Origin of the sequence: Actinoplanes solisilvae (genome assembly GCF_003999975.1) — a bacterium.
GTDB lineage: Bacteria > Actinomycetota > Actinomycetes > Mycobacteriales > Micromonosporaceae > Actinoplanes > Actinoplanes solisilvae.
The window spans coordinates 223582-250193 of the sequence record NZ_RJAC01000009.1 but is presented as its reverse complement, the minus strand read 5'-3'; the positions used below and the strand labels follow the sequence as shown (position 1 = coordinate 250193).

The 26612-nt window shown below is 69.7% G+C and carries 25 protein-coding genes; 10 read left to right on the top strand and 15 right to left on the bottom strand.

Annotation, left to right across the window (positions count from 1 at the left end; translation table 11 throughout):
• The 6 genes from manD to EER30_RS23835 are packed head-to-tail and all read right to left on the bottom strand — an operon-like array spanning position 1 to position 6183.
• Positions 1 to 1209, bottom strand: a complete 1209-nt coding sequence (gene manD / locus EER30_RS23860; protein WP_127502731.1) for a D-mannonate dehydratase ManD — start codon at positions 1207 to 1209, stop codon at positions 1 to 3.
• A complete protein-coding gene (locus tag EER30_RS23855; protein ID WP_127502730.1) occupies positions 1206 to 2069 on the bottom strand; it encodes an ABC transporter permease in 864 nt (287 codons plus the stop codon). The genes manD and EER30_RS23855 overlap by 4 nt, the downstream gene beginning before the upstream one ends.
• Positions 2066 to 2944 (bottom strand): ABC transporter permease, encoded by an 879-nt coding sequence (locus EER30_RS23850; protein ID WP_127502729.1) that lies wholly within the window; start codon positions 2942 to 2944, stop codon positions 2066 to 2068. Before EER30_RS23850 ends, EER30_RS23855 begins: the two co-directional genes overlap by 4 nt.
• Complete coding sequence (locus tag EER30_RS23845; protein ID WP_127502728.1) at positions 2941 to 3996, bottom strand: ABC transporter ATP-binding protein; 1056 nt, start codon at positions 3994 to 3996, stop codon at positions 2941 to 2943. The genes EER30_RS23850 and EER30_RS23845 overlap by 4 nt, the downstream gene beginning before the upstream one ends.
• Entirely contained in the window at positions 3993 to 5174 is a 1182-nt protein-coding gene (locus tag EER30_RS23840; protein WP_240670265.1) for an ABC transporter substrate-binding protein, read from the bottom strand. Before EER30_RS23840 ends, EER30_RS23845 begins: the two co-directional genes overlap by 4 nt.
• A 37-nt stretch (positions 5175 to 5211) precedes the next feature.
• Entirely contained in the window at positions 5212 to 6183 is a 972-nt protein-coding gene (locus EER30_RS23835) for a LacI family DNA-binding transcriptional regulator (protein WP_240670264.1), read from the bottom strand.
• 691 nt (positions 6184 to 6874) lie between these two features.
• Here EER30_RS23835 and fdhA point away from each other — a divergent pair.
• On the top strand, positions 6875 to 8110 hold the full coding sequence (gene fdhA, locus EER30_RS23830; protein ID WP_127502725.1) for a formaldehyde dehydrogenase, glutathione-independent: 1236 nt from the start codon (positions 6875 to 6877) through the stop codon (positions 8108 to 8110).
• A 54-nt stretch (positions 8111 to 8164) separates the two neighbouring features.
• Here fdhA and EER30_RS23825 read toward each other — a convergent pair whose 3' ends face one another.
• The gene (locus tag EER30_RS23825) at positions 8165 to 9229 is read right to left on the bottom strand and encodes a M48 family metallopeptidase (RefSeq protein WP_127502724.1); all 1065 of its coding nucleotides are present in this window, start codon (positions 9227 to 9229) and stop codon (positions 8165 to 8167) included.
• 47 nt (positions 9230 to 9276) lie between these two features.
• Between EER30_RS23825 and EER30_RS23820 the strand changes: the two genes are divergently transcribed.
• The gene (locus EER30_RS23820; RefSeq protein ID WP_127502723.1) at positions 9277 to 9696 is read left to right on the top strand and encodes an ankyrin repeat domain-containing protein; all 420 of its coding nucleotides are present in this window, start codon (positions 9277 to 9279) and stop codon (positions 9694 to 9696) included.
• A gap of 7 nt (positions 9697 to 9703) precedes the next feature.
• Here EER30_RS23820 and EER30_RS23815 read toward each other — a convergent pair whose 3' ends face one another.
• A complete protein-coding gene (locus tag EER30_RS23815) occupies positions 9704 to 12628 on the bottom strand; it encodes an ATP-binding protein (protein ID WP_127502722.1) in 2925 nt (974 codons plus the stop codon).
• A gap of 116 nt (positions 12629 to 12744) precedes the next feature.
• The gene (locus EER30_RS23810; RefSeq protein WP_127502721.1) at positions 12745 to 13473 is read right to left on the bottom strand and encodes an alpha/beta fold hydrolase; all 729 of its coding nucleotides are present in this window, start codon (positions 13471 to 13473) and stop codon (positions 12745 to 12747) included.
• A 107-nt stretch (positions 13474 to 13580) separates the two neighbouring features.
• On the opposite strand from EER30_RS23810, the gene EER30_RS23805 reads away from it, so the two are divergent.
• The gene (locus tag EER30_RS23805; protein ID WP_240670263.1) at positions 13581 to 14534 is read left to right on the top strand and encodes a pectate lyase; all 954 of its coding nucleotides are present in this window, start codon (positions 13581 to 13583) and stop codon (positions 14532 to 14534) included.
• A 6-nt stretch (positions 14535 to 14540) separates the two neighbouring features.
• Here EER30_RS23805 and EER30_RS23800 read toward each other — a convergent pair whose 3' ends face one another.
• Entirely contained in the window at positions 14541 to 15884 is a 1344-nt protein-coding gene (locus EER30_RS23800) for a radical SAM protein (protein WP_240670262.1), read from the bottom strand.
• Positions 15885 to 15997: 113 nt separating this feature from the next.
• Here EER30_RS23800 and EER30_RS23795 point away from each other — a divergent pair, with 113 nt between their 5' ends.
• Positions 15998 to 16336: a hypothetical protein gene (locus EER30_RS23795; protein ID WP_127502719.1), complete on the top strand. Its 339-nt coding sequence runs from the start codon at positions 15998 to 16000 to the stop codon at positions 16334 to 16336.
• A 22-nt stretch (positions 16337 to 16358) separates the two neighbouring features.
• On the opposite strand, the gene EER30_RS23790 is transcribed toward EER30_RS23795, so the two are convergent.
• Complete coding sequence (locus tag EER30_RS23790; RefSeq protein WP_127502718.1) at positions 16359 to 16859, bottom strand: hypothetical protein; 501 nt, start codon at positions 16857 to 16859, stop codon at positions 16359 to 16361.
• Between the two features lie 119 nt (positions 16860 to 16978).
• Here EER30_RS23790 and EER30_RS23785 point away from each other — a divergent pair, with 119 nt between their 5' ends.
• Positions 16979 to 17269 (top strand): hypothetical protein, encoded by a 291-nt coding sequence (locus EER30_RS23785; RefSeq protein WP_127502717.1) that lies wholly within the window; start codon positions 16979 to 16981, stop codon positions 17267 to 17269.
• On the opposite strand, the gene EER30_RS23780 is transcribed toward EER30_RS23785, so the two are convergent.
• Entirely contained in the window at positions 17259 to 17993 is a 735-nt protein-coding gene (locus EER30_RS23780; RefSeq protein WP_127502716.1) for an SDR family oxidoreductase, read from the bottom strand. The genes EER30_RS23785 and EER30_RS23780 overlap by 11 nt on opposite strands.
• A gap of 12 nt (positions 17994 to 18005) precedes the next feature.
• Complete coding sequence (locus EER30_RS23775; RefSeq protein WP_127502715.1) at positions 18006 to 18875, bottom strand: universal stress protein; 870 nt, start codon at positions 18873 to 18875, stop codon at positions 18006 to 18008.
• A 137-nt stretch (positions 18876 to 19012) separates the two neighbouring features.
• Between EER30_RS23775 and EER30_RS23770 the strand changes: the two genes are divergently transcribed.
• The 3 genes from EER30_RS23770 to EER30_RS23760 all read left to right on the top strand — a co-directional run bounded on the left by EER30_RS23770 (position 19013) and on the right by EER30_RS23760 (position 22382).
• On the top strand, positions 19013 to 20143 hold the full coding sequence (locus EER30_RS23770) for a baeRF2 domain-containing protein (protein ID WP_127502714.1): 1131 nt from the start codon (positions 19013 to 19015) through the stop codon (positions 20141 to 20143).
• 65 nt (positions 20144 to 20208) lie between these two features.
• On the top strand, positions 20209 to 21093 hold the full coding sequence (locus EER30_RS23765) for a serine/threonine-protein kinase (RefSeq protein WP_127502713.1): 885 nt from the start codon (positions 20209 to 20211) through the stop codon (positions 21091 to 21093).
• The gene (locus tag EER30_RS23760; RefSeq protein WP_127502712.1) at positions 21090 to 22382 is read left to right on the top strand and encodes a VanW family protein; all 1293 of its coding nucleotides are present in this window, start codon (positions 21090 to 21092) and stop codon (positions 22380 to 22382) included. The genes EER30_RS23765 and EER30_RS23760 overlap by 4 nt, the downstream gene beginning before the upstream one ends.
• Positions 22383 to 22416: 34 nt before the next feature.
• On the opposite strand, the gene EER30_RS23755 is transcribed toward EER30_RS23760, so the two are convergent.
• On the bottom strand, positions 22417 to 22710 hold the full coding sequence (locus EER30_RS23755; protein ID WP_127502711.1) for a hotdog fold thioesterase: 294 nt from the start codon (positions 22708 to 22710) through the stop codon (positions 22417 to 22419).
• Positions 22711 to 22925: 215 nt separating this feature from the next.
• Between EER30_RS23755 and EER30_RS23750 the strand changes: the two genes are divergently transcribed.
• The gene (locus EER30_RS23750) at positions 22926 to 23552 is read left to right on the top strand and encodes a dihydrofolate reductase family protein (RefSeq protein WP_127502710.1); all 627 of its coding nucleotides are present in this window, start codon (positions 22926 to 22928) and stop codon (positions 23550 to 23552) included.
• A gap of 268 nt (positions 23553 to 23820) precedes the next feature.
• Here the strand turns inward: EER30_RS23750 and EER30_RS48855 are convergent, their stop codons facing one another.
• A complete protein-coding gene (locus EER30_RS48855; RefSeq protein WP_127502709.1) occupies positions 23821 to 25425 on the bottom strand; it encodes a M28 family peptidase in 1605 nt (534 codons plus the stop codon).
• A 375-nt stretch (positions 25426 to 25800) separates the two neighbouring features.
• Here EER30_RS48855 and EER30_RS23740 point away from each other — a divergent pair, with 375 nt between their 5' ends.
• A complete protein-coding gene (locus EER30_RS23740; protein ID WP_127502708.1) occupies positions 25801 to 26568 on the top strand; it encodes a hypothetical protein in 768 nt (255 codons plus the stop codon).
• Positions 26569 to 26612 lie beyond the last annotated feature (44 nt).

The window sequence follows — 26612 nt, the reverse complement described above, 5'->3', positions numbered from 1 at the left end:
TCACCAGCTGTGAAGCGTCCCGTCCTCGAGGCGGTTGACCGGCAGCGACGCCGGCCGGTACGGGTATCGGGCCGCCAGTTCCTCGTCGATGTCGACGCCGAGCCCGGGCTCCTCCGACGGGTGCAGCAGGCCGTCGGCGAAGTGGTAGCCGTGCGGGAAGACGCGGTCGGTCTCAGCGGTGTGGGGCATGTGTTCCTGCAAGCCGAAGTTCGGGATGGCCAGGTCGAGATGCAGCGCCGCGGCCATGCAGATCGGCGAGAGGTCGGTCGCCCCGTGCGAGCCGCTGCGCACATGATGAAGCGCGGCCAGGTCGAAGATGCGCCGCAGGTGGGTGATGCCACCGGCGTGGACGACCGAGCAGCGTACGTAGTCGATCAGCTGCGACTGGATCAGGTCCGCGCAGTCCCAGATCGAGTTGAACACCTCACCGACGGCGAGCGGGGTCGTCGTGTGCGAGCGGATCAGCCGGTAGCCGTCCTGCAGTTCGGCCGGCACCGGATCTTCGAGCCACGTCAGGGCGTACGGCTCCAGGCTGCGCCCCAACCGAGCCGCCTCGATCGGGGTGAGCCGGTGGTGGACGTCGTGCAACAGCTGCAGATCCGGCCCGAACTCGGAACGCACGCGCTCGAAGACCGTCGGCACGAAGGCCAGATAGCGCGAAGTGGACCAGCTCTCGACGGACGGCACCGCGGAATCGGCCGGCTCGTAGGAGCCGCCCGACGCCGACACCCCGTACGTCTTCGAAAGCCCCGGAATGCCGCACTGCACCCGCACAGCGCGATAGTTCTGCGCGACGAGCGACGCAACCGCAGCCGGAACCTCGTCGAGCGAAGCAGCATATGCGTGACCGTACGCCGTAACTCCGTCCCGGGACCGCCCGCCGAGCAGTTGATAGACCGGCAGCCCGGCATATTTGCCTTTGATGTCCCACAGCGCCGTGTCCACAGCGGCGATCGCCGTCATCGTCACCGGTCCGCGCCGCCAATACGCTCCCTTGTAGAGGTATTGCCACGTGTCCTCGATGCGCGCCGGATCACGTCCGATCAACGCGGGCACGACATGTTCACGCAGATAGGCCTCGACCGCCAGCTCGCGCCCGTTGAGCGTAGCGTCCCCGACCCCCGTCACCCCGTCGTCGGTGACCAGCTTCAACGTCACGAAGTTGCGCCCGGGGCACGTCACGATCACGCGGGCGTCGACGATCTTCACGTCGGGTCCTCCTTGACCCGGGCCACGAGCTGCGTCGGGTTCACGAAGCGCAGCGCGATGACCAGCAGCACCAGCATCGACGACGTGTAGAGCACGGCCATCGCGTCGACCGACTGCTGCGCCCGGATCCCCGCCGCCGACATCGAGTAATACAGCGCCACGACCAGCGTTTGCGAGTCGGGCCCGGCGGTCAGGAAGGTCAGCTCGAACATGCCGACCGTGCGCACCAGCACGAGGATCGACGCGGCGAGGATGCCGGGCACGAGCAGGGGCGCGAGGATGCGTACGAAGACCTGCCGGGTGTTCGCGCCACACATGCGGGCGGCGCGTTCGACGGCGGGGTCGATCTGCTCGATGAACGGCGTCATCGTCAGGATCACGAACGGGATCGAGGGCACGAGGTTGGCCAGCACGACCCCGGCGAGATGCCCCGCGAAGCCGTACTTGTAGAGCACCGTGGCCAGCGGGATCCCGTACGTGATGGGCGGCATGAGGATCGGGAGCAGGAACAGCAGATAGACCAGGCGGCGCCCGGGGAAGGAGCGACGAGCCAGCACGTACGAGGCCGGGACGCCGACGAGCACCGAGATGCCGACGACGAGGATCGCCACTTCCAGGGTCACCACGAGTACGTCGAACAGGCCGAACTCGGTCCACGCGGAGGCGTACCAGCGGGTCGTGAAGCTCTCGGGCAACCAGGTGTCGAACCAGCGCGTGCCGATCGAGTTGACCACCACCGAGCCGATGACCCCGGCCAGGTTGACGAGGAAGAACACGACCGCGCCCCAGACGATCCATGAGGCCGGCGAGGCGACGATCTTGCGGCGAGCCGGTGCCGGGCGATCCAACGTCGTCGTCACCCTTTGCCTCCCGTGGAGCCGGTGTAGAGCAGGGACCGCAGGCCCAGCACGATCGCGACGACGGCCAGCTCGACCACGCCCATCACGACCGCGATCGCGCTGCCGAGCGGATAGTCGTAGACCTCGTACGCCGCGTGGTAGGCCGCGATCGAGATGACCCGGGTCTCGCCGGCCGGGTCGCCGACCAGCACGGCCGACGGGAACACGCTGAACGCCAGCACGAAGGTCAGGCAGAACGTGGTCGCCAGCCCGGGCGCGAGCAGCGGCAAAGTGATCCGCTGGAAACGCTGCCACCAGCCGGCGCCCAGCGTCGCGGCGGCCCGTTCCAGGGTCGGGTCGATGCCCGACAGGTAGGACAGGATCAGCAGGAACGCGAACGGGAACCCCGTGATGACCAGCGAGAAGAAGACACCCCAGTAGTTGTTGGTCAGCCGGATCGGGTCGTCGATCAGCCCGATCGACATGAGTGCGCGGTTGAACCAGCCCGCCGGGCCCAGATAGTTGAGCAGGCCCTCGGCGGTTAGCACCGTGCCCAGCGTGATCGGCACGACCAGCACCGTCGTGAGCAGCCGCTTGCCCCGGAACCGCCCGCGCATCCGATACGCGATCGGCACTGACGCGGCCACGTTGAGAATCGCCGCCGGCAACGCGAGCCCGAGCGTCGTCGCGATCGTGTCCCGCTGGTAGGCGTCCGCGAAGAACGTGCGGTAGGCGCCGAGGAACCCGCCCTCCGACGGTTGGAAGGACAGGCCGATCCCGTACGCGAAGGGGTAGACGAACAGGGCCAGCACACAGGCCAGGCCGGGTACGAGCAGCCACAGTTGCCGGTCGACGCCGCGCTCGGCCAACCGGTGCCGCAGCGCCGTGCGGGTCACGCCACACCCCCGGGGAAGACCAGCACCCGCGCGGGATCGGCCGACACCGTGATGCTGTCTCCCGATGCGGGCCGCTCGCCCGCCATGATGTGCAGGGCGACGCCGTCCGCCGTCCGCGCCTCGACGGCCAGTTCGCGCCCCTGATACTCGACGACCTCAACGGTGACTGGTACTCCGTGCACCCCGATGTGCAGGTCCTCCGGACGGATGCCGGCCACCACCTCGTCGCCCGCGGCGAACTTTCCCACCGGCGTGCCCTCCAGCGTCATGCCCGAGCCGTCGACGGCCACCGTGCTTCCGTGCACCGCCTTCACCCGCATCGGCAGCAGGTTGCGGTAGCCCATGAAGTCGGCGACGTGCCGGTTCGCGGGCCGCTCGTGCAGCTCCTGCGGGGTGCCGGTCTGCTCGACACGGCCGTCACGCAGCACGACCAGGCGGTCGGCGAGCGACAGAGCCTCCTCCTGGTCGTGGGTTACATAGACGGTGGTGAGGCCAAGAGTCTGGTGCAACCGCCTTATCTCCGTACGCATCTCCAAGCGCAACTTGGCATCCAGGTTCGACAGTGGTTCGTCCATCAGAACCAGCGACGGCTCCAGCACGACGGCACGGGCGATCGCGACGCGCTGCTGCTGCCCGCCGGAGAGCTGGCCGGGCAGTTTGCCCGCGTGGTCCTCGAGCCGGACGAGCCGGATCGCCTCGTCGGTGCGGCGCTTCACTTCGTCACGCGGCACGCGCTGCATCTGCAGGCCGAACGAGATGTTCTTGCGGACGGACAGATGGGGGAACAGTGCGTAGTTCTGGAACACCATGCCGAAGCCGCGGCGCTCCGGCGGCAGCGTGTCGAGGCGGGCACCGTCCTGCCAGATGCTGCCCTCCGACAGCGGCAGCAGCCCAGCCAGGCAGTTCAGCGCGGTCGACTTGCCGCAGCCGGACGGGCCCAGCAGGGCGATGAACTCGCCCTGCCGGATCGTCAGGCTCAGCCCCGACAGCGCGTCCCGGCCGCCGAAACGACGGCCCACCCCGTCGAGGCGCAGCTCCTGGAACGCGGTCACTTCTTCACCTTCGCGCCGCCGATCTCGCGGTCCCATCGGTCGAACGCGGCCACCAGCGATTTCGCGTCCAGCGGCACCTCGAGGGGGTTGTCGGCGATGAGCTTCTCGTACTCGGGCCGGCCGAACTCGGCGAGCGCCTGCTGACTGTCCGAGGGCGCCATGCTCAACGGCACGTCCTTGATCGCCGGGCCGGGGTAGAAGTACCCCTTGTCGTACGCCTTGGCCTGTTGCTCGGGGGTGAGCATGTGGGCGAGCAGGTTGAGGACGGCGGCCTGCTTGTCGGCGGGGACGCCACGCGGGATGACGGCGTAGTGCGCGTCGGTCACCCAGTGGAACCCCTGCAGCGTGCCGACCTGCGCCTCCTTGGGCACGGTGCCGAGCACGCGCGGGTTGATGTCCCACCCGGTCGTGCTGGCGATGATCTTCGCGGAGCCGTTGGCGAGGTTCTTCATCGTCTCCGACGTGCTCGACGGATAAAGCGTCACGTACTTGTTCAGCTCGGCCAGGTAGGCCCACGTCTTCGCCCAGCCGTTGACCGGGTCCTTCGGGTCGGAGTCGCCGAGCAGGTAGGGCAGCCCCATCAGGAACGTACGCCCCGGCCCCGAGTTGGACGGCCGGGCATATTGCACGGCGCCCGGGTTGGCTTTCGCGTACGCCAGCAACTCCTCGGCGGACTTAGGCGGGCTGGGCACCTTAACGGGCAGGTATTCGATCAGCGGACCGGACGGGTAATACGTGATCGTCACGCCGAAGTCGCCGGCCAGCTTCTGCATCTCGGCCGCGCCGGGCAGGTAATCGCTCATCCCGGTCAGACGCGACTTGTCGACGGCTGTCCACAGGCTCTGGTCGACGCCGGCCGCCAGCCCGTCGACGCCGGTCAGCACCAGGTCGATGTCGACGCGGTTCGCGTTCTGCTGCGCCTTGATCTTGCCGACCAGCTCGGGCGCGGTGGCCTTGGAATAGGTGACCCGCTCGACCTGATCCTTGTTCTTCGCCACGAAGTCGTCGATCATCCCCTGCGTGAGCTGCAGGTTTCCGGCCACGTCGAGGACGTTGAGGGTTATGGCCTTGCCGGGCTTGGCGGGTACGGGTCCGGTGTCGGTCGGAGTTTTCGGACCTTCGGGAGCTCCGCAGGCACCTGCGCCCGCGGCGAGCAGCAGGACGGCTGCCAGAACCACTTTTCTCGTTGCCGCTTTTCTCATATCGCGACCCTTCTCAGCGGGCGGAACCGGTGGAGCCCCGCACCATCAGTTGGGTGGGCAGTTCACGCCGGACCGCCCGGTCTCGCTTGTTCAGCAGGTCGAGCAGCAGGTCGACACCGGCCTGACCGGCCTGGCCCTGGGGGAGGGCGACGGTGGTCAGCGCGGGATGCACCATCGCGGCGAGCGGGATGTCGTCGAAACCGAGCACGCTGATGTCGTCCGGCACCGCGACCCCGCGCGCCGCGAACCGGTGGAGCAGACCCAGGGCGACCAGATCGTTGTACGCGATGACGGCGGTCACGGCGGCGGCCAGCACCCGGTCGGCGACCGAGACGCCACCCTGGAACTGCGGGGTGACACTGCCCAGCTCGACCAGTTCGACGCCGGCCTGCTTGGCGACGGTGCGCAACGAACGCACCCGTTCCCGGTTGGCCCAGCTCGAGCGCGGCCCGGCGACGTACGCGATGCGCCGGTGCCCGAGAGCGACGAGATGGCTCAGCGCCTGCCGCATGCCGTCGAGGAACTCGGCCGTGACCGAGGGGACGCCCGCGATCCGTCGATAGACCAGCACCATCGGAACCTCACGAGCAACCGCGCGCAACTCCTGTTCGGCCATCCGCGGCGAACACAGCACCAGCCCGTCGACCTGCTTGGCGAGCTTGCGCACCAGGCCGGCCTCGGCGTCCGGGTCCTCGTCGGTGTCGGCGAGGAAGACGGCGTGGTCGGCTTCGAGGGCGCGCGCCTGCACGCCCTTCACGATGCTCGGGAAGAACGGATTGGCCAGGTCGGGAACGAGCAACCCGATGTTGCCCGTACGCCCGGTGATCAGCCCTCGCGCAGCCCGGTTGGGGTGATATCCGAGGCTGGACGCGACCTCGCGAACCCGCTCCCGCGTGGTCGGCCGCACAACCTCAGGGGTGGACAGCGCCCGGGTGACAGTGGCGACCGAGACGCCGGCCATGCGGGCCACATCCCTGATAGTCACCGCCACCCCGGCCTCCCGGTCACTCGACGTCCCGCTATCACCTACGACCACACGCGTCCCGTCGCCACCAGCGGCGGCGGCGCGCACCCGCGTCCCTGCAGCCGCGTGAGCAACACCCCCGAGCCTGGCGCGACGGACCCGTCATCGCCGCCCGCTGCTCCCGCCCAGCATCGACAAACTTGCATTTCTTATGTGCGAGCCAGTGTGAAATCCGTTTCAAGCAGGTGTCAACACATAGACCATGATCTTTGTAATGCCGGGTATCGCCATCTGAAAACCTTTACAGATCTTGATCAGTCGGCGACGAATGCCAGCCGCGGTCGACCGTTCCGTCACCCGGCCGCTCTTTCGCCCGCACGGCCGCCTCCCGCGCTCCGTGACGTGGCCCGGCCGTTCGCCCGGCGGGTTTCCGGGCTCCGGTAGCCACCGCCGGCGGATCGGCGGCGTGCCGCTCTGCATTCGAAACCGGTCTGCTCCCCGGCCAGGAGATCTGCCGCCCAGGTCAGGAAGTCCGCCGGTGGTCTTCGCCGGAACCTCAGCGGGGCCGGAGCCCGCCGGACCCAGATGTCGTAATCGACGGTTCTCGGGACAATTAACGGTTTGTCTCGGCTGTCGTGGGGAAGCATGGCGTTCATGGCGGCGTGACCACGGTCACTTTTCGCCGCCATCGCAACAACGATGGGAGGCAACGATGCCAGCCAATCGCGCGGTGGTCTACCAGGGCCCCGGCAAGGTCGAGGTCCGCGATATCGACTACCCCACGTACGAGATGAAGGACGGACCCGGCGTCAACAAGGAGAACGTCGGCCGCCGGACTCCGCACGGGGCGATCCTCAGAACGGTCGCCACCAACATCTGCGGCAGCGACCAGCACATGGTTCGCGGCCGCACCACAGCGCCCGAAGGTCTCGTGCTCGGTCACGAGATCACCGGCGAGGTGATCGACGTCGGGTCGGACGTCGAATACATCAAGGTCGGCGACATCTGTTCGGTGCCGTTCAACATCGCCTGCGGCCGCTGCCGCAACTGCAAGGAGGGCAAGACCGGCGTCTGCCTGAACGTCAACCCCGATCGGCCCGGTTCGGCGTACGGTTACGTCGACATGGGCGGCTGGGTCGGCGGCCAGGCCGAGTACGTGCTGGTCCCGTACGCGGACTGGAACCTGCTCCGATTCCCCGACCGCGACCAGGCGCTCGAAAAGGCCCTCGACCTCGCGATGCTCGCCGACATCTTCCCGACCGGCTACCACGGCTGTGTCAGCGCGGGCGTCACCACCGGGTCGACCGTTTACATCGCGGGTGCCGGCCCGGTGGGCCTGGCTGCGGCCAGCTCAGCCTGGCTGCTCGGCGCGGCGGTCGTGATCGTCGGTGACCTCAATGAGGAGCGGCTCGCGCAGGCCCGCAGCTTCGGCTGCGAGACGGTCAACGTGGCCGACGGCGACCCGGCCGAACAGGTGCAGCAGATCCTCGGCCACGACGCGCCGTCGATCGGTCAGCCGCTGGTCGACTCGGCCGTCGACGCGGTCGGTTTCGAGGCCCGCGGCCACGGCCAGGACGCGCAGACCGAGATGCCGGCCACGGTGCTCAACTCGCTGATGGAGTTGACCCGGGCGGGCGGCGCGATCGGCGTACCCGGCCTCTACGTCACCGGCGACCCGGGCGGCGTCGACGAGGCGGCCAAGGTCGGCTCGCTGTCGCTGCGCCTGGGCCTCGGCTGGGCCAAGTCGCACTCGTTCGTCACCGGCCAGTGCCCCGTGATGAAGTACAACCGCCAGCTCATGATGGCGATCCTGCACGACCGTGTGCAGATCGCGAAGAACGTGAACGCCCAGGCCATCCCGCTGTCCCAGGCCCCGCAGGGTTACCAGGACTTCGACCAGGGCGCGGCCAAGAAGTACGTGATCGACCCGCACGGCCTGATCAACTGATCGCGGGTTCCCCGCCGCCACGGCCTCACCGGGTTCGTGGCGGCGGTGAACTTCTCAGTCGTGCACGATCGCTTTCAGCATGGTGCGGTGCAGCGCCTCGGCGTATGGCTTGATCTCCTGCTCGAGGGTTTCGGCCTCGCCCTCGGTGACGAATACCGACGCTGACTGGGCGGGACGCGCGGCCAGCCACTGATGGCGTCGTCCGGGTGCCGGATGAGAGGCGAAGAGCGAGGCCCCCGTACGGATGGAAAGCTGGCGCCGTGCCGGAGCGCCCGCCGATTCGCGTTCCTGCACCGTCCTGAGCATGCGGCGCCAGCGCATGGCCGCCTCGCCCTTGGGCACGTGGTGCTGCACGTACTCGCTGAGTTCGGGCAGCATGGCCAGGACGTCGGCCAGGTACAGCGCCGCCTCGCTGCCGGCGGTCCGGGCGGGCATGGTCAGCATCAGGCGGCGGGTGTCGGAGTACTTCAGGTGGCCCAGTTCGTGGCCGAGCAGCGCAACCACCTCCTGCGGCCGCAGGGCGAGCAGCAGTCGCACGCCGACGATCAGCACCCGCTGCGGTCGCGGTCCGACCGTCAGGACGCCGGCGTTCCAGCCGAAGTCGAACAGCACGATGTCCGGACGGGGAGCGTCCACCCGCTCGGCGATGCGGTCGATCAGCGCGTACACGGTGGGCGCGTCTGTCCGCTCCACCCGATAGCTGTTCTCGAGCAGCGGCTTCAATCGATTGAAGCGTGGACGGAGCACCGCCGCGAGTGCCAGCAGCACCAGCCCCGACACGACCGACCAGAACGAACCGCCCGCGATGATCAGCCACAGCCCTCCGGCCACCCCCGCGACCACGACCGCCATGAGTACGGCCGACACCGCCAGCAGGAAGCGAAAGCCGGTGCGCCCGACCGGCTCAGCGTCCGTCGATTCGGCGAGCAACCGGTCCGACCGGAACCCGGCCCGTCGGTCCGCGGCCGCGATCTTGTTCCAGAACCAGCTGTATCCAGGCTCGTCCGGGAAGTGGTCGAGGTTCCACTCGCACCCGGCGCACCACGGAGCCTGCTCCGGGGCGCTGGTCAGCACCGTGCCGCACGTCGGGCACGGCCCTTCAATGATCGTCGAAGTCACGGCGGACATGATGATCTGTGGGAGGGCGGGGGACAACAATGGGGGACGTGAATAGGCGGCGGCGTAAGAAGTTGCAGCGGCGGCTGACCGAGGCGGCCGGTTGGGGCGACGTTCAGCAGGTCGAGCGGTGGCTGGTGGCCGGCGCGGATCCGGGACGGCCGGACCCCGACGGGACCACCCCGCTGTACCGGGCGAGCGTCCAGGGCCGAGCCGACAACGTGCGGCGGCTGCTCGCGGCCGGCGCCGACCCCGACGCGGAGAGCGGCTCGGGGGACGAGGGCCTGCCCCTGTGCGCGGCCGCGTGCTGGGGGCACCTCGACGCCGTGCGTGAGCTGCTCGTGGCCGGGGCCGACCGGCAACGGCGCGAGGACGACGGCCAGGGCCGTACAGCGGCCGAGTGGGCCGCCGCGGGCGACCATCACACCACCCTCGCCCTGCTGCAAGGCCACGACGGGTCACGGCACTGACGTCACATCACGCGGGCCCGTCGCCGTTCTCGGAGCGGCCCAGGATTGTCGCTCTCAGCAGCATGGCCTGGGCGACGAGCTGTCGCAGCTTCGGTGACTCCTCCTCGCCGTACCGGGTGATGAACCTGTCCAGAACCTCGAGCGCCTCGTCCCATTGCTCCAGCCGTGCCGCCTGCTTCGCGAAGTCCAGCATCGCCGCCGGCGCCGAGGCGCGGATCTGCTCGGCCAGGCGTGGCGCCTTGGCCGCGAGTTCCGAGAAGTTGTCCGGGTCCTCCGCGCCGAGCCGCTGATAACGGATCGAGGCCTGTTCCGCGGCGTCCACGCTCTGATCGGGGTCCCAGGCGGCGGAGATCGCCTTGTTGTTGAACGAGTGCGCGACGAGCACCCGGAGCACGGGCGAGTCCTTGCCGTCGTAGCGGCCGATGAGTTCGTCGTACACGGCGACCGAATCTCGAACCTTGTCGTTCTTCCCGAGCAGGAGGGCTTTCTGGAACATGCCGTCGGCGACGGTCTCGACGATGCCGGGCGTGGTGTCGTCGCCGAAACGCTTGATCAGAGCGTCGAAGGCTTCGAGCGCCGCCTTGGGATTGGTCTCGGCCATGGCGATTACCTTCCTCAAGGTCATGGCGGCCAGCTCGTTGTTCAGGTAGGGCGAGCTGATCACGGACAGGACGACGAAGTCGTCGGCGCCGAAATGGCGGCCGGACAGGATGTGATCGGCGCCGAGCGTCTTGCGCAGGTCGTCGTGCAGCCGGCGATCGTCGCCGTCCGCCTCGGCCAGACGTTTCCGGTGCCTCAGCAGCGTGTGATAGTTACGGCGGGCCACCAGCGCGACCAGGTCGTTTCCGCCGTAGGCCTCGACCGCGTCGGCCGCCAGACGACGGAGCAGATCTTCGGCCGCCGGCCAGTCGCCGGCCGCTCCGACCCGGACGGCGATGACCTGGCGGGTCGCCAGCGTCACCCGGAAGTCCGGGCCCAAACTCACTTCCTCGGCCTCGAGCAGAGCCTGGAACGAGGGCTGAACCTCGCTCCACGGCAGACGCCGGCTGCGGACCTCGAGGATGTTGTGCCGGGCGGCCAGCACGAGCGGGCTGTCGGCCGGCCAGTGGCCCAGCCGGATGGTCAGGATCTCTCGCCAGATCCGTTCGGCCGCCGCCGGGTCGAGCAGGTTGGCGAGATGCTGCCGGGCTCCCAGGCGCGTCTCCGCGACCGGGCCGGTCCACGTGCGGCGGGCTTTCAACAGCCAGGTGAGCAGCATGATGCCGAGCTCGGCCCGGCCCATGTATCCGTACGCCCCGGCCACGCTGCTGGTGGTGCCGGCCAGCGTCGTCAGGGCCGGGTCGGGCAACCGCGGCGCCGAGTTGAGCAGCAGGGCCTGCAGATGCGGTGTGAGCAGCCGGAACTTCGCCCAGGCGGACGGCCGGTCGGCTGTCAGTCCGTCGAGCTCGGTCGCGATCAGGCCGACCGCCGTCGTACGGATCAGCTTCTCGAACGGCTCCTCCGTCAGGTGCAGGCGGCTGGTGTCGGCCACGACCGCGTGCACCCGTACGCCGGGACCGGTGAGTCCGCCCTCGGTCGACCCGGCCGTCGAGCTGACCAGCCCGAGGTTGTCAAGTCCTTCGAGGATCGGGCGCAGCGCCGGTGGTTCGACGCCTTCCACACAGGCGCCCAGGAAGCCCTCGAGCCGGTCGCGGAGCAGTGCGAGCGGCACCGGCAGACCGGGAGCGAAGCAGCTCAGCAGTCGCAGCGTCGGCCGGGCCTGCGGCATCCCCCGCTGGGCGAGCGCGTTCAGGGAGAGTTCCCAGGTCTTCATCAGCACCGTACGGTCGAGGCGTTCGGGATCGTCCCGGCTCAGCTCGATCGCCCGCAGGAAACCCGGGTCGGCGTCGAGCGCGGCCCGGTAGGCGTCGAAGCTCGTGTGATCGGTGTAGGGGCTGGCCAGATAGAGCCCGGCCAGCCGTAATGCCAGCGGCAGCAGGCCGAGCCGATGGGCCAGGTTCTTGGCCGCCCGCCGGCTGCCGGCCCGCGGCGCGAGGTCGAGCAGGAGGTCCGCGGCGCCGTCCTCGTCGAGCTGGTCGACCCGGATCACCGTCGCGTCCGGCGGCCAGCGGTCCTTGTCCCGGTGCCGGCTGGTGACCAGGACGAGACCGGGTCCGCTGCCACGGATCCAGCCGGTCGAGTTGCGCACCGGTTCCGGCTCGCGGCCGCCGGTCCGTCCGGGGCGGCCGAGATGTTCGAGGTCGTCGGCGTTGTCGACGATCAGCAGCCAACCGGCCGGAGCGTCGCCCAGCAGCCGCCACAGGTGGTCTGGGCTCTCCGGCAGGCCCGCGCCGACCGCGGCGCTCTCGTTCCGGTCGGCCGTCAGGTTGGCGGCGACCGCTCGCAGGCCGTCGACGAATCCGCCCGCGGTAGCCGCCGATACCTCCCAGGCCGGGGCCTCGCCCTCGGACCTCCGCACGAGTTCGCGAGCGAGGGTGGACTTGCCCATGCCGCCGGGACCGGCGAGCACGACGAGACCGCCCTGCCGCCACTGTCGCGTCAGGACTGCCAGCAGGTCGTTCCGGCCGCGGACGACCGGTGGCAGGCTGTCGATCAGCACCGGTGCGCTGTAGAGCGGCCGGAAGCTGTCCTCCGGTGACGGCTCGGCATCGTCGTCCTCCTCTGAGCCGGCGCCGGCCGAGGGATCGACCATCCGATAGAAATCAGGCGGCAAAGGCTGCGGCGCCGGCTGAGCCTGAGGAACGTACGTGGCTACCGCGATGACGCCGAATACCGCGACCGCGGTCCAGCTCACCCATCCCTGGCGCAGGAAGTCGGGGACGTTCCCGCCGGTGGCGATGTTTGTCGAGATCGGCAGCAGCACGAGCATGCAGACGGCGGCCACGGCGGAGGCGATGAGACGCGTTTTTCGCCACCGCTGGTCGCCGGGCATGACGCGCCTACTCGACGCAGACGGGGAGTTTCGGGGGCATGGGCGGGGCTCCCTCCAAATGCGACCGGTCGCCCCGCCAGCATCTCACCCGGACGGGTGAAGGGCGACCGCTCACGTCAGGAACGAAGGAAGTCGTCGATCAGGGGGGTCAGCTCGAAGGCGAACTCGTCGAAGAAGCCGTGGCGGCCGCCCTCGTGCAGGTGGAGCGTGGCGCCGGGGATGCGGGCGGCCAGCAGCGGGGCGTTGGCCGCCGGGACCATGAGGTCGTCGGTGCCGTGCAGGACCAGGGTGGGCGCCTTGATCTGGGGGAGCACGTCCCACGCGTCGTGGCGGTTGCTGGCTCGCAGGTGCGCCCGGCTCTCGGCGGGGGTCATGGTCGGGTCGCCGAAGAGGTGGCTCTCGCCGGTCCAAGCTGGGGTGTAGAAGAGCTCGCGCAGCGTGTCGATCCGGGCCGTGGACAGGCGACGGCGTATGTCGGCGGAGCGCTCGACGGCGTGGGCGCCGCCGGGGGAGGTGCAGGCCAGCACCAGCCGCTCGACCAGGGACGGGTGACGGGCCGCCAGGTGCTGGGCCACCCGGCCGCCCATCGAGGTGCCGTAGACGAAGGCCGGACGGTCCCGCAGGACAGCGGCGGCGTCGTCGGCGAAGCCGGCCGTGGACCATTCGCCGACCGGGCCGCGGCTGGAACCCGTACCGCGGTAGTCGAAGGTGACGACTCGGAACCGGTCCTCGAAGAGCTCGCGCAAGCCGGTCCACCACGCGTGGGAGTTGGCCTGGCCCGCGAGCAGGAGCAGCAGGGGCCCGTCGGCGCGGCCGGTGGTCTGCACGGCGAGGGGGGCGGACATCGCTCAATGATCACATCCCCGGTTCGGGAGCGCTCCCGAACAGCTCGAAGAGCTCGACCACCTTCTATCGCCTGGCCCTGCTGTCGGGCGCGGCCCAGTTGCAGGCCGTGAACAGCGGCAGCGTCACCGTGCTGGCCAGCTCGTCACGCACGATCGCGACCGGCACGTGGTATTCGCTGAGCCTGGCGGTCAGCGGCTCCACGATCAACGGCAGCGTCAACGGCACCGCGATCGGCTCCGCGGCCAGTTCGGTCAGCGCCGGCGGCCGCGTCGGTCTCCAGACCGCGTACGCCTCGGCCGGTTTTGACGATGTAGCGGTGAACACGGGTGGGGGCAGCACCCCGACGACACCGCCTCCCACTACCACGCCTCCCCCGTCCGGAGGGCAGCCCACCTGGCCGAGCGCGACCGGCTCGATCAGCCTGTCCAACGGCACCATCGCCGTCTCCGGCACCTACGACGGCGGCATGAAGCGGGTCTGCTGCATCGGCGACGGCGGGCAGAGCGAGAGCCAGGACCCGGTCTTCGACCTGGCCGCGGGCGCGACGCTCAAGAACGTCATCATCGGTGCCCCGGCCGGCGACGGCGTGCACTGCGCGGGCAACTGCCGGCTCGAGAACGTTTGGTGGGAGGACGTCGGCGAGGACGCGGCGACGTTCCTGGGCGGCACGAACTACTACGTGGTCGGCGGCGGCGCGAAGTCGGGCACCGACAAGGTGTTCCAGCACAACAGGCCGGGCACCGTCCACATCAGCGGCTTCTACGCGCAGAGCTCGGGCAAGCTGTACCGCGCGTGCGGCAACTGCTCGTCGAGTTATCAGCGGCACGTCGTCATGGACAACATCTGGGCGACGTCGACCAAGGTGCTGGCCGGCATCAACACGAACTGGGGCGACACCGCCCGGTTTACCAACATCAACATCCTGAACGACAGTTCGCGCAGCACGGTCATCTGCGACAAGTACAAGGGCGTGCCGAAAGGCAGCGAACCCGACCACATCGGTAGCGGTGCGGACGGGGTCAACTGCCTTTACTCGGCGTCCGACATAACTTGGCGCTAGAACAGCTCAGTCCTTGGCGGGCAGGCTGTCCATGAACGAGCTGACCGAGAACACGGCCCGTCCGGGTCCGGGAGGACCGTACCCGGGCGGGCTCGAAAGACCGTTGGCCTCCATCACGGCACGGTACGTCTCCAGCAGCCGCACGTGATATTCCAGCGGCGCGCCCTGCGGGTTGGTGCGGCCCAGCGGCGTGGTCGGCTCGGGGCACCAGGTGGTGAACCGCGGTGTGATCCCGCGCGACATGAAGTACTGCAGGCCCTCGGCGGTCGAGTCGATGGCCTCGTCGACGGTGGTGAAGCCGTGCGGCGCGGCCATCTCGACCCCGGCGACGAAGTTCGGGATCACGTTGCGCGGCCCGAAGATCTCGGCCGAGTCGAGGATGCGTCGGTGCCACTCCTCGCGGCCCACGTAGCGCTCCTTGCCGGGGCAGTAGAGCTCGAACAGCTTCTTGTCCCACACCTCGTAGTTGGGGTGGTAGATCTGGATGCCGTAGTCCTTGAACCGCTGCACGTCGGCCTTGGGCAGCGCCTGCGCGACGACCTTGCCGATCCAGCGCCCGGGGAACCGCTCCTCGATCGCCTGGGCGTACTGGCCGTAGAAGTCGGCCTCGGTCTTGCCGCCGATGTGCGACGTGATGCTTCCGCCGGTCAGCGTGTAAGCCTGAGACGTACGGGCGGTGTCGTGCTTGTCGATGATCTCGAGTGCTTCGAGGATCTCGTCGACCGGCTTCACCCCGGTGTACGGGCGTCCGGCCGCCTTGTGCTGGCGCCAGTTGTGGTTGATGTCGCAGTACTGGCACTCCTCCTTGGCGCCGAAGTACTGACAGACCCGGAACGCGGTCAGATAGATCAGGTAGCCCCACTGGATCGTCGGGGCGACCTCCATCACCGACTTCCCGTTCGGGAGCGTGTGGCGGTAGTAGTCGGGCATCGGTGGTAGCCCGATGTCGGCGATCGGCTTGCCGTCCAGATAGAGGCGCAGCATGCCGTCGTCGTCGGCCTTCGCGCGGTACGGCGAGTCGGGGTTGACGCGCACCGACACGACCGTGCGGCGAAGCTCGTACGGCCCGCCGGTGAGCACGATCTCCTCGGGTGGGCGGCGCAGCGCGGCCTGGCCCAGCTCGGGCAGGGTGCGGTGGTCGAACGAGAAGATGAAGTACGACTTCGGCTTGACGTCGCCCCGCTCGTTGTCGGTCAGGGCCGAGTCGTCGAAGGCGAGGCCTCCCCGGAGCAGGTCCTCCTTGATCACCGCCTCGCGCGGAACGTGCGGGAACCGGCTCATCAGATCTTCAACGACGTCGGTGCGCGACGGCATGTGCCCCTCCAGATCCACCACGACTTGACGATTCATCCTCCCCCTTGCGTCCGCAACCGTCCACGCGACCCGTCCCGGATGCGCGATCGGTCACGATCATGGCCGTTCGGGTTTGCTGTCGATCAATACGATGAGCCGGGAGGAAGCGCATGCTCGATGTGATCTCGGCCGGCGTGGTGTTCGTCGGTCTCATCCTGATGATGACGTCGATCGCCATGATGGTGCGGTGGTGGTGGGAAGGGCGAGGCCGGTCGACGCGCCGTCCGGACAGCCCGCCCTGGGTTCCGCTCGCCTTTCTGAGCATCGGAATGATTCAGCTCGCCGGCGTGATCGTCGGTGTCAGCCCGTGGTGGAGGCCTGCCATCTGGCTGCTTCTGGCCGCCGCCACCGGCGCGAGAATGCTCTCCCAGCGTCGGGCGGCGACTCCCGGACGTGACACGCCACGGTCTCAAGAAGGGACCTCGACCGGGCCGGCGTCCGGGGAGTGACCCGCGACGGCCGCGGTGCCGGTCAACGGCCCCGCAGCAGGGCCAACACCCCCAGGCCGAGCTGGGTGGCGGCCAGCCCCGTGGTGAACTGCGTCAACACCGTCGCGTACGGCCCGTGAGCGTGCCCGATCCACTGATGGGTGAGCAGCATCAGCGCGCTCAGCACGACCATCGTCACCTGTTCACCCCGGGAGCACCGCCCCCGCCACCCGCCGCGCGCGCAGACCGCGCAGACCAGCGACAGCGCGAGCATCGGCGCCGCGGCCGCGCCCGCCACCCCGAGCAGGGCGACGTGGGCGACGAGGCAGGCCGCCGCCACCCCGGCGGAGAGCCGGGCGACCTGCGGCGCGGGGGCAACCCGGGCGATCAGTGACAATGCTCGGCCTCCGTCGGCGGTACGTCGAGCGCCGTGCACCGCCACCACCTCCCGGGCCGTGAGATCGACGACCGCGACGACGCCCTCGATCGGGTGGGCGTAACCGTTGTCGTCGGGAACTCGCGATAGTAGGAGACCGACCCGCACATGCGCCGCCCCTCGACCGGCACGTCGGTCATGGTGCCCACCGCGGCGAACCCCGGCCGCTTCCCACCGATGCGCTCGGCCACCCCGGCTACCATTCACGTCGTCGAAAGGTGGGTTTCATGGAGGCGACGCGGTCGCTGCGGTGGTACGCCGGAATCGCCGTGCTGGTGTTCGGCATCGTCCCGACGGTGATGATCACACTGCTGGTGAGCGGCGGTCACACCCCGGGCTCGGTCGGGCTGCTGCTGATCGGCGGCATCCCGCTGGTGCTCGCGGGCCTGTTCTTCGCCGTGCGCGGCGCCCGCGGCACCGACCCTGAACAGGCCTCGCGGCACCTGCACCTGAGCCTGGCCCTGATCGCCGGGGCCGACCTGCTCATGCTGGGCGGCAACGCGCTGATCAGGATGTGAGCCAGTGCCGGAACGTCGTCTCCGTCAGTAGCGTGCTCTCGTCGGCGATGAGTGCGACGCCGTTCGCCACCGAGAAGAAGCCGGCGTCCGGGTCGGTGATCACCGGGCGCTCGTCGCCGCGGGCGGCCAGGGTCATCCGGCCGAGGTTGTCGAGCGGGTGCACCTCCGGGCCGGCGATGTTGCGGGTCTCCTCGAGCGGGCCGGTCACCGCGACCGCGGCCACGGTGCGGGCCACGTCGGCGGCGGCGATCGGCTGCATCAGGACGGCCGGCAGGCGTACGGCGGTGTCGTCCGACGTCCACGAGAGGACCGTCTCGATGAACTCGAAGAACTGCGTGGAACGCACGATCGAGTACGGGATGTCGCTCTGCTCGAGGATCTTCTCCTGCAGCACCCGAGCCTGGTAGTAGACCAGGTCGGGCACCTTCTCGGCGCCGACGATCGACAGGATGACCAGGTGGCCGACCTCGGCGTCCTCGGCCGCCAGCAGCAGGTTCTCCATCGTCTCGCGGAAGAAGACGAGCGCGCTCTCGTCGAACTTCTCCGGCTTGGTCAGGTTGACCACGACGTCGGCGCCCTTGAGGGCCTGCGGGACGCCCTGGCCGCTGCGCAGGTCGACCCCGGTGGCCCGCGAGTGCGCCACCGCGTCGTGCCCGTTCGCCTTCAGGATGCCGACGACACGCGACCCGATGAGTCCGGTGCCGCCGATGACTGCGATCTTCACGAAAGGGTCCTCTCAGAGCGTGGTGCCACGGACGACGGCGACCGGGCAGCCGGCGTGGTAGACGAGGGACTGGCTGACCGATCCGAGCAGCAGGCCCTTGAACGTGTCCCGGCCGCGCGCCCCGGCCACCACGAGCTGCGCGGTCTTCGAACGCTCGACCAGCACCTGCCGCGGGTGCCCACGTACGGCCTCGGGGTTTACCTCGACCTCGGGGAACTTCTCGCGCCAGCCGGCCAGTGACTCGCTCAGCACCCGGCGCGCCTCGTTCTCGAAGATCTCGGCCGAATACTCGGCCGAGCGCCACTCGTGCGCGCCGGCCGGGTCGGCCTCGTGCCAGGCGATCACGGCGTTCAGCGGGGCCGCGCGGCGAGCCGCCTCCTCGTACGCGAACGCGACGGCCAGCTCGGAGGACTCGGACCCGTCCACACCGACCACGATCGGCCCGGACGGCGTCACCGCCCCCCGGACGATCAGCACCGGGCAGTGGGCGTGCGCGGTCGCGTGCACGGCGACCGACCCGACGATCAGGCCGCTGATGCTGCCCAGTCCTCGGTCGCCGAGCACCAGCAACGTGGCGTTCCGCGACGCCTCGATGATCACGGGCGTCGCCGCGCCGTCGACCAGGTCGGTGGTGATCTCCAGCGCGGGGGCGACCTCGCGGGCGACAGCGGCCGCCTCGCCGAGCAACTCCTCGGCGTGATGCTCCAGACCCGTACCCGGCATGTCGTCGGCGACCGGCCCGACCTTCACGTGCAGCAGCGGCCAGACGAAGGCGTGCACGATCCGCAGCGGCAGATGCCGCCGGGCGGCCTCGACGGCGCCCGCCCGCACCGCCACCAACGCCTGCTCGGACCCGTCGATGCCTACGACCACCCGCGCCATGTCCCGCCCCTCTCAGTCCTTTCATTAGGGACCACGAGCAGGCCCTCGATGTGACACAGGTGGGCGCGGTCACAGATCCGGGCGGGCTCTTCCTGGGTACGGCGGGTACTGATTACTCCCAGCGGAAGGTGCACGTCATGAACCTGGCATTCCTGCGCCCCCTGTACGAAAGCCCCGGCCCGTGGGTCTCCGTCTATCTCGACGCGACCCGCTCCGAGCAGAAGGCCGATCACGAGGTCGACCTGCGCCTGCGCGCCATGCGGGAGCACCTGGTCGCCAAGGGCGCCGACCCGGCGACGATCGACGCGATCGAGGACACCATCCGGCAGCGACCGTACGAGCATGGCCGCTACGGCGTCGCCGTCTTCGCGCGCGGCACCGACGTAGCCCTGGTCGAGACGCTGTCCGAGCCGCCGGTCTCAGAGAACGCCTTCGTCGAGCCGTTCCCGCACGCCATGCCGCTCATCGCCGCCCGGGGAGAAGAGGTCCCGTACGTCCGGGTGCTCGCCGACCGCGCCGGCGCCGACCTGAACGCGCTGACCGTGGGCGGCGCACCGCGCAGCGACAAGGTCAAGGGCTCCGACCCCTACCCGATCCACAAGACGAAGGTCGGCGGCTGGTCGCAAGCGCGCTACCAGCGCTCGGTCGAGGAGAGCTGGCGCCGCAACGCCGGTGACGTGGCCGCGGCCGCAGCCGAGCTGGCCGAGCAGGTAGGCGCCGAGGTCATCGTGGTCGGCGGCGACGTGCACGCCGTCGACGACCTGGTCCCCAAGCTGCCCAAGCGCTGGCACGACCACGTGGTGCGCACCGAGGCCGGCTCGCGGGGCGCCGGCGCCGACGAGACCGCGCTCGACGACGTCACGATGCGCGCGATCACCGACACCGCCCAGAAGCACGTGCGGGACGTCATCGACCGGTTCCGGGTGCAGCAGGGCGAGGGCAGCGCCAGCACCGGCCTGAGCGACGTGGTGACCCGGCTGCAGCGCGGCCAGGCCGACACGGTGCTGCTGGTCAACGACGAGTCCTCGACCGACAAGCTGTGGATCGCCCCCGACGACGTCACGCTGATCTCGGTCGACGACCAGCCCCTGCGCGAGGCCGGCGTTACCGACCCCCTTCTCGTACGGGCCGACGCCGCCCTCGTGCGGGCCATCGCCGGGACCGGCGCCCAGCTCATCCTGATCGAACCCGGCGAGGTCGACCTCGAACACGGCATCGGCGCCGTCCTGCGCTACGCCGACGCGAGCAGCGCGGCTTCTTCCAGTTAGCCGGTAGTCGGGTTGGGTGCTCGCCAGGACGACACGCCTCGGCTGTTTCGGCAGAGTCAACTGCCATGAGGACTCTCCCGCACGCACCCCGGCCGGCGGCCGCTGAGCAGGACGAACGGCTGATCGCCGGCCGCTACCGGCTCGGCGCGCTGCTCGGCCGCGGCGGGATGGGTTCGGTCTGGCTGGCCGACGACGAACTGCTCGATCGCCCGGTCGCGATCAAGCAGGTCACGCTGGACGAGGGCCCCGGCGCCCGGGTGCGGGCGCTGGACGAGGCCCGCGCCGCCGCGAGCGTCGTGCACCCCGGCACCGTACGGATCCTCGACCTGGTTCGCGACGCGGACGACCCGTGGATCGTCATGGAGGCGCTGACCGGCCGCACCCTCGGCGCGACGATCAAGCAGGACGGCCCGCTGCCGGTCGAGCAGGTGCGCCGCATCGGCCTGCGACTGCTCGACGCGCTCGAGGCCGTGCACCGGGCCGGCGTCGTGCACCGCGACGTCAAGCCCGGCAACGTGCAGCTCTGCGACGACGGCCGGGTGGTGCTGATCGATTTCGGTATCGCCTGGACCCCCGACGACGCCTCGGGCCCACCGGCCGACGGCTTCCAGGGCAGCCCCGCTTTCGTCTCGCCCGAGCAGCTGTACGGCTCCCGGCCCGAACCGGCCAGCGACCTGTTCTCGCTCGGCGCGACCCTCTACGCCGCCGTCGAGGGCCGGTCCCCGTTCGACCGGGGTGACCTGTTCGCCACCGTGCTGGCCGTCACCGAGGCGACACCGGCCCCGTTCCACCGCGCCGGACCTCTCGCCCGGGTCATCGCGGGCCTGCTCGCGGCCGACCCGGCCCAGCGCTGGACCATCGCCCAGGCCCGGTCCGCCCTGCTCAGCAGGGGCGACGCCGGACACGATCACGTGGCGAAGAAGCCGGCCCGACGCATGATCGGTTCATGACAACATCGCAGCGCTGGACGGGCACCGCCGCCGTCCCGCCGCCACGCCGGCGCCGCGGCCGGTGGCCGTTGTGGGCCGGCCTGGCCGTGCTCGTGGTTCTGGTCGGTGTCGGCGTGCTCGTCGTGAGGCCCTCGCCGGTGACGCCGGCGAACACGTTCGTGGCCGGCGTCGCGCTCGGCGGCAAGGACGACGCCCAGCTGCGCGCCGCTCTGGACGGGCCGGTCCGAGGCAAGGTGGAACAGCCGGTCGCCGTCTCGGCCGGGTCCGAGCAGTTCACCGTACGACCGGGGGAGCTGGGCATCCGACTCGACGCGGACGCCACGGCGCGCGAGATCGGCACGACGCGGCTGCGTTTCCCGGCCGGTGGGCGGCACGACGTTCCCGCGGTGCTGACCGTCGACTCGGCCGCGGCGCGCGCCAGGCTCGACACGCTGCTGCGGCCGGTCAACACGCCGGTGCGCGACAGGTCGGTGCGACTGGCCCGGCCGGGCACCGTGCTCGATGGCAAGGGCGACGTGTCGTACACGGCTTCTTCCCGGGGTGTGACGGTCGACCGCGGGGTGGCCGGCCGGGGCGTTTCGAGCGACGACGCCGTACGGCTTCTGACCGCCGCCGTGCAGTCGGGGAGTGCGCGCGTCTCCTTGCCGGTGCGCGATCTTGCCCCCGGTGATGCCACGCCTCGATTTGCCGGCGTCGACCAGCTTGTTGGGACATTTACCACTTATCACCCGTGTTGCGCACCGCGGGTCACGAACATCCACCGGATCGCCGCTCTGATCGACGGCACGGTCGTCCCCGCCGGCGGCACCTTCTCGCTCAACGACGCGGCCGGGGAGCGTACGCGGGCCCGGGGTTTCGTCCCGGCCCCCGCGATCGTCGACGGAGAGCTCGAGGACCAGCTCGGGGGTGGCGTCTCGCAGTTCTCGACGACGCTGTTCAACGCGGCCTGGTTCGCCGGCCTCGACATCCGCAAGCACCAGCCGCACTCGCTCTACATCAGCCGCTACCCACCCGGCCGCGAGGCGACCCTCGACTGGCGCGCCATCGACAACGTCATCCACAACGACACGTCCGCGCCGTTCGTCATCCGAACCCACACCACCGACACGTCGGTGACGGTCGGCATCTACGGCCACACCGGCGACCGCACGGTCTCGTCGGTCACCAGCCCGCGCCAGCCCCGCGGCGACAACGGCGGCTTCCGCGTGACCGTGACGCGAACGGTCACGCAGGACGGCGCCGCCGCGGGCCGCGACACGCTGAGCTGGACCTACCAGGGCCTCGACTAGGGTCGATCGACCCGCGGGCCGCCGGTTGCGGTGATCAGTTGGCTCCGGCCTTCCCCGACTCGAGGAACGTCACGTCGAACCCGGCCGCGACCGTGATCTCCCCGTACGAGTTGCAGGCGACCGCGAACGCGGTGTCGGCGAGCGATGCCATCAGGCCGCCATGACACAGCCCGTACCCGTTGACCATGTCCGCGCGTACCCGCATGGTCAGCACAGCCCGCCCGGGCGCGACCCTTTCGAGCTCGATGCCGAGCGCCCGGCTGGCCGCGTCCCGCCCCAGCATGATCTCGGCGCTGCGCTGCGCGATCTTCTCGGCATCCCCAGACATCGAATGAAACCCAACACTCCGCCGGCGCGCGCTTCGCTCATGCCCGATGCCCGGTGATGGCGAGCCGGGCGTGGCTGGCGGCCGCGCTGGATGTGAGTCTCAAGGTGAGGGTTCGAGCCGCGCGGCGCGGTTGCCTGATCAGTTTTCGGTGATCGGCCGATGAGTTCGTCCCCGCGCGACAGTCTTACTCACGGCCGAGACACGAGGAGGACACCATGGGAACGATCCAGATCGACCTGTTCACCACGCTGGACCTGGTGGCGCAAGCGCCCGGCGGCCCCGAGGAAGACCCCGAGGGCCACTTCAACTTCGGCGGCTGGCAGGCGCCGCTGTTCGACGAGGCCGTAGGCGAACAGGTCTGGGCCGGCATGCAGGGCCTAGATGCCCTCCTGCTCGGCCGGCGCACCTACGACATCTTCGCCGGCTACTGGCCCCACCAGGAGGACGGCCCCGACGGCGGGATCGCCACCCTGTTCAACCGCATTCCGAAGTACGTGGCCACGCGCGGCGACAAGCAGCTCGACTGGGCCGGCTCCACGCGCCTGGGTCCTGACCTGGTCGACGAGGTGCGGGGCCTGCGCGACAAGCACGACGACATCCACGTCATCGGCAGCCTGAACTTCGTGCAGACCCTGCTGCGGGAACGGCTTTTCGACCAGCTCAACCTGTGGGTCTACCCCATCGTGCTCGGCGTAGGTAAGAAGGTCTTCGACGGCGGCGCCGTTCCGTCGAACCTCGAGCTGATCGAGCCCGCTCTCACCTCGTCCAAGGGCGCCGTCTTCCTTCGGTACGGCCTGCGCGACGGCATCCCGCAGACCGGTGACATGGGCGGCCGCGACTGACCAGACGGCTCGCGTCGGCCCGCGGGGCGTCATGCGCTCTTCAACCGGGGCGCCCCGGATGCTGGGCCGATGGTCCTGTCCCCCGTCCGAAGGGGCGCGGCACCGGCATCCGGGGCTTACTCAAATTCTGGTACGAACCGCACATTCAGAGCAGAGGGCGAACGTCTCGATCCGATCTGACGAAAGCCCCGCAGCCGCAGCGAAACAGCCCGATTTCGCAAGATCATCGGCGGCCGTTCGTCCCCCTGCCCTACACTCGGCGATCCTCCTATCGGAGCCAGTCGCCGTGCGACGTCTGGCTCGCCCCGGCCGAACGGGCCGCCACCGCGGCGGCCCGCGGCGGGATCGACGACGTGTCCCGCGCGAACGTGCCCACCGCGGTCGCGACGGCGTCCGCGTTGGTCTCGAGTGCGAAGGTGTTCAGGTTGCCGACCAGCTGGTGCTTGTACGCCTTGCGGAGTTGCTTGTAGACGGCCGCGTCGGCCCCGTCGCGTTCGGGCGTCAGGCTGTCGCACTTCTGGTGGTAGCACGGGTCGTAGGCCAGACCCGCGACGCCGCCCCACTTCGTCACGTCCTCCGGGGTCTTGATGACCTCGGCCCCGGTGAACAGGCCGCCGGCCGGGATGCCGGTGGCGATGAACGGGCCGTAGTCGCTGCGCCCGGTGAAGTCGGACTGCGCGGTGGCCTGCCGGCGTGCGGCGAAGAAGCCCTCGAAGACCTTCTCGATCTGCGCCGAGCCGTCCGGGCCGGGTCCGGCGCCGGTGCCGTCCGAGTTGTCGCCGTCGTACACACCGAACGTGTAGTTGGGCGAGCCGATCATGTCGAAGTTGAGGTAGAGCGCGATGTTCGCGTGGTCCGCCTCGCTCAGGTTGTTCACATAGAACGTCGAGCCGACCAGGTTGGCCTCCTCGGCGCCCCACCACGCGAAGCGCAGCTTGTTCTTCGACTTGAGGTTGCGGGCCTGCAGCGCGACCTCGAGGATGCCGGCGCTGCCGGTGCCGTTGTCGTTGATGCCCGCGCCCTCGGGAACCGAGTCGAGGTGCGCGCCGCTCATGACGACCTCGTTCGGGTCGCCCCACTTCGACTCGGCGATGACGTTCTCGGTCGTGCGAACGTCGGCCACTGTCTCGGTGGTGAGCGTGAGGTTCAGGCCCGCGGTGCCCGCGAAGGCAACACCCTGGGCGTACGAGATGCCGATCGCGGGGATGCCGACCGGCGTGCCCAGCGTGCCGAAGAACAGGTCGTTGCGGTCCGGCGCGGCCGAGTCACCCTGGTTCATGATGATGACGCCGGTCGCCCCCGCGGCCTCGGCGTTGGCCGCCTTCTGGCCGAACGGGCACGAGCCCCGCTGTACGAGCGCGATGCTGCCGGTCACGCCGACGAAGTCAGCCGCCTCGCAGCCCGAGGTGCTGGTGTTCGGGGTCGTGAGCTGCAGGTCGACCGGGACGACCGAGCCGGTCGCGGTCCCGCTGCCCGAGCAGTCCATGACGTCGTAGTCGGTCTGGTCGACGTACGTGGCCGGAGTGGGGGCGTTCTGCGCGAACGCCGAGCCCTCCTCCTGGCAGAAGTTGAACTCGAACGGCTGGCGGGTCACCTTGTAACCGGCCGCCCGCATAAGGGTCGAGACGTAGTCGGCGCTGCGTCCGTAGCCGGGCGTGCCCGAGGCCCGGGTGCCGCCGCTGAGCTTCGCGATCGCCTGGAAGGCGACCAGGTGGCGCAGCACGCCGGCGAGCGTGACGGACTTGACCAGGTTCTTGGTGCTGTTGTTGCTGTTGCCGTGCGCCTGTGCGGGCTGGGCAACGGCGAAGGTGCCCAGCAGCACCGCCACGAGGGCGACAGCCCCCAGACGTCTCCGCGTAGAGCGAGACACCACGTCGTGCTCCTCTCAGAAGTTGATATCCAGCAACCTAAATTCGTCTATGGCGAGGCGGAACCGGCCGACCGGGCACCGCCATGCGACGGCCGTCCAAACCGGTGCCGCTTATGCCCTTTTGCGCGTCAAGGCGTACGCAAGAAGGCTTAGCCTCTCTGTTGTGTACTCAGCGTGATCGAGGGACACGTCGTGACCAGGGCGGCACGCAAAGCTGTCCTCACGTTCCGTTATCGCCAGGATCGGCCCCATTGGCGGGCGGCCTGACCGGACAGGTCAACCACGTTGGAGATCGACTCCGGCAACGGCGTTGAGCTGCGAAAACGCCGTACGTGCCGACTTGGGCCGGGTCTTGACGGGCTGGCCATGATGTTCGGCGTGGCAGCGGAACTACCCGACCTCAGATCGCGGCGGCGGCGCCCGACCTCGCCGCGCCACTCCTTCTACGACACCTCGTACGACGCCCCGGAGAACCTCGTGCCCGTCCGGGGGGACGCGATCCAGGCGCTGAACCACGAGGTGCTGATCCGGCGCTCGCTGGAGGTATCGCCCAACGGCTTCATCACGATCGTCAGCATCATCCAGGGCGTGGCGCTGGCCCTGCTCGCCCAGAACACGTTCGCCAAGCCCGGCCTGCTGGTCTATGCCCAGAGCATCGCCCTGCTGCTGATCTTCGTGTGCGTCTTCTACTGGTACCTGGCGATGAGCGTGCTGCTGCGGTGGGCGCCGTCGTTCCTGGACTCGTTCCTGCCGTTCGCGATCGCCGGTCTGGAGATCCCGCCCGCGTTCTTCCTCGGCAACGCCCGCGCCTGGAACCTGTGGCTGGCCGCCTTCTGGACCGGCACCCTGATCGGCCTGTGGATCACCGAGAAGTGGTCGCCGCCGTCGCACTTCGGCGAGGCCCGCGACGCCCACCGCATCCTGCACGAACTGTTGCGCGACCTGCAGATGACGGCGGCGGTGAGCGCGCTGGCCCTGGGCCTGTTCGGCATGTTCGCGATGCTCGACCCGGCCCACCAGCTCTTCTGGGGCATGGCCGGCGTCACGACGGTCCTGGCCACGGTCGCCGTGATCGTCGCCCGCACCGAGGTCGGAGCATCGAAGATCCACTCTATCTTCGGCGTGAACCGGCCACCGTTCAACTAGGACGCTCTAGGGTTGCGGGCAAGGACCGCGAGCGAAGGGCCTGA

What these genes read in the sequence shown, in the direction of transcription:
- EER30_RS23795 (WP_127502719.1), top strand. Translation starts at nt 15,998, where the DNA reads ATGCTCGATGTGATCTCGGCCGGCGTGGTGTTCGTCGGTCTCATCCTG.
- fdhA (WP_127502725.1), top strand. Translation starts at nt 6,875, where the DNA reads ATGCCAGCCAATCGCGCGGTGGTCTACCAGGGCCCCGGCAAGGTCGAG.
- EER30_RS23755 (WP_127502711.1), bottom strand. Translation starts at nt 22,710, where the DNA reads ATGTCTGGGGATGCCGAGAAGATCGCGCAGCGCAGCGCCGAGATCATG.
- EER30_RS23810 (WP_127502721.1), bottom strand. Translation starts at nt 13,473, where the DNA reads ATGTCCGCCCCCCTCGCCGTGCAGACCACCGGCCGCGCCGACGGGCCC.
- EER30_RS23815 (WP_127502722.1), bottom strand. Translation starts at nt 12,628, where the DNA reads ATGCCCGGCGACCAGCGGTGGCGAAAAACGCGTCTCATCGCCTCCGCC.
- EER30_RS23750 (WP_127502710.1), top strand. Translation starts at nt 22,926, where the DNA reads ATGGGAACGATCCAGATCGACCTGTTCACCACGCTGGACCTGGTGGCG.
- EER30_RS23785 (WP_127502717.1), top strand. Translation starts at nt 16,979, where the DNA reads ATGGAGGCGACGCGGTCGCTGCGGTGGTACGCCGGAATCGCCGTGCTG.
- EER30_RS23760 (WP_127502712.1), top strand. Translation starts at nt 21,090, where the DNA reads ATGACAACATCGCAGCGCTGGACGGGCACCGCCGCCGTCCCGCCGCCA.
- EER30_RS23775 (WP_127502715.1), bottom strand. Translation starts at nt 18,875, where the DNA reads ATGGCGCGGGTGGTCGTAGGCATCGACGGGTCCGAGCAGGCGTTGGTG.
- EER30_RS23765 (WP_127502713.1), top strand. Translation starts at nt 20,209, where the DNA reads ATGAGGACTCTCCCGCACGCACCCCGGCCGGCGGCCGCTGAGCAGGAC.
- EER30_RS23770 (WP_127502714.1), top strand. Translation starts at nt 19,013, where the DNA reads ATGAACCTGGCATTCCTGCGCCCCCTGTACGAAAGCCCCGGCCCGTGG.
- EER30_RS23800 (WP_240670262.1), bottom strand. Translation starts at nt 15,884, where the DNA reads ATGAATCGTCAAGTCGTGGTGGATCTGGAGGGGCACATGCCGTCGCGC.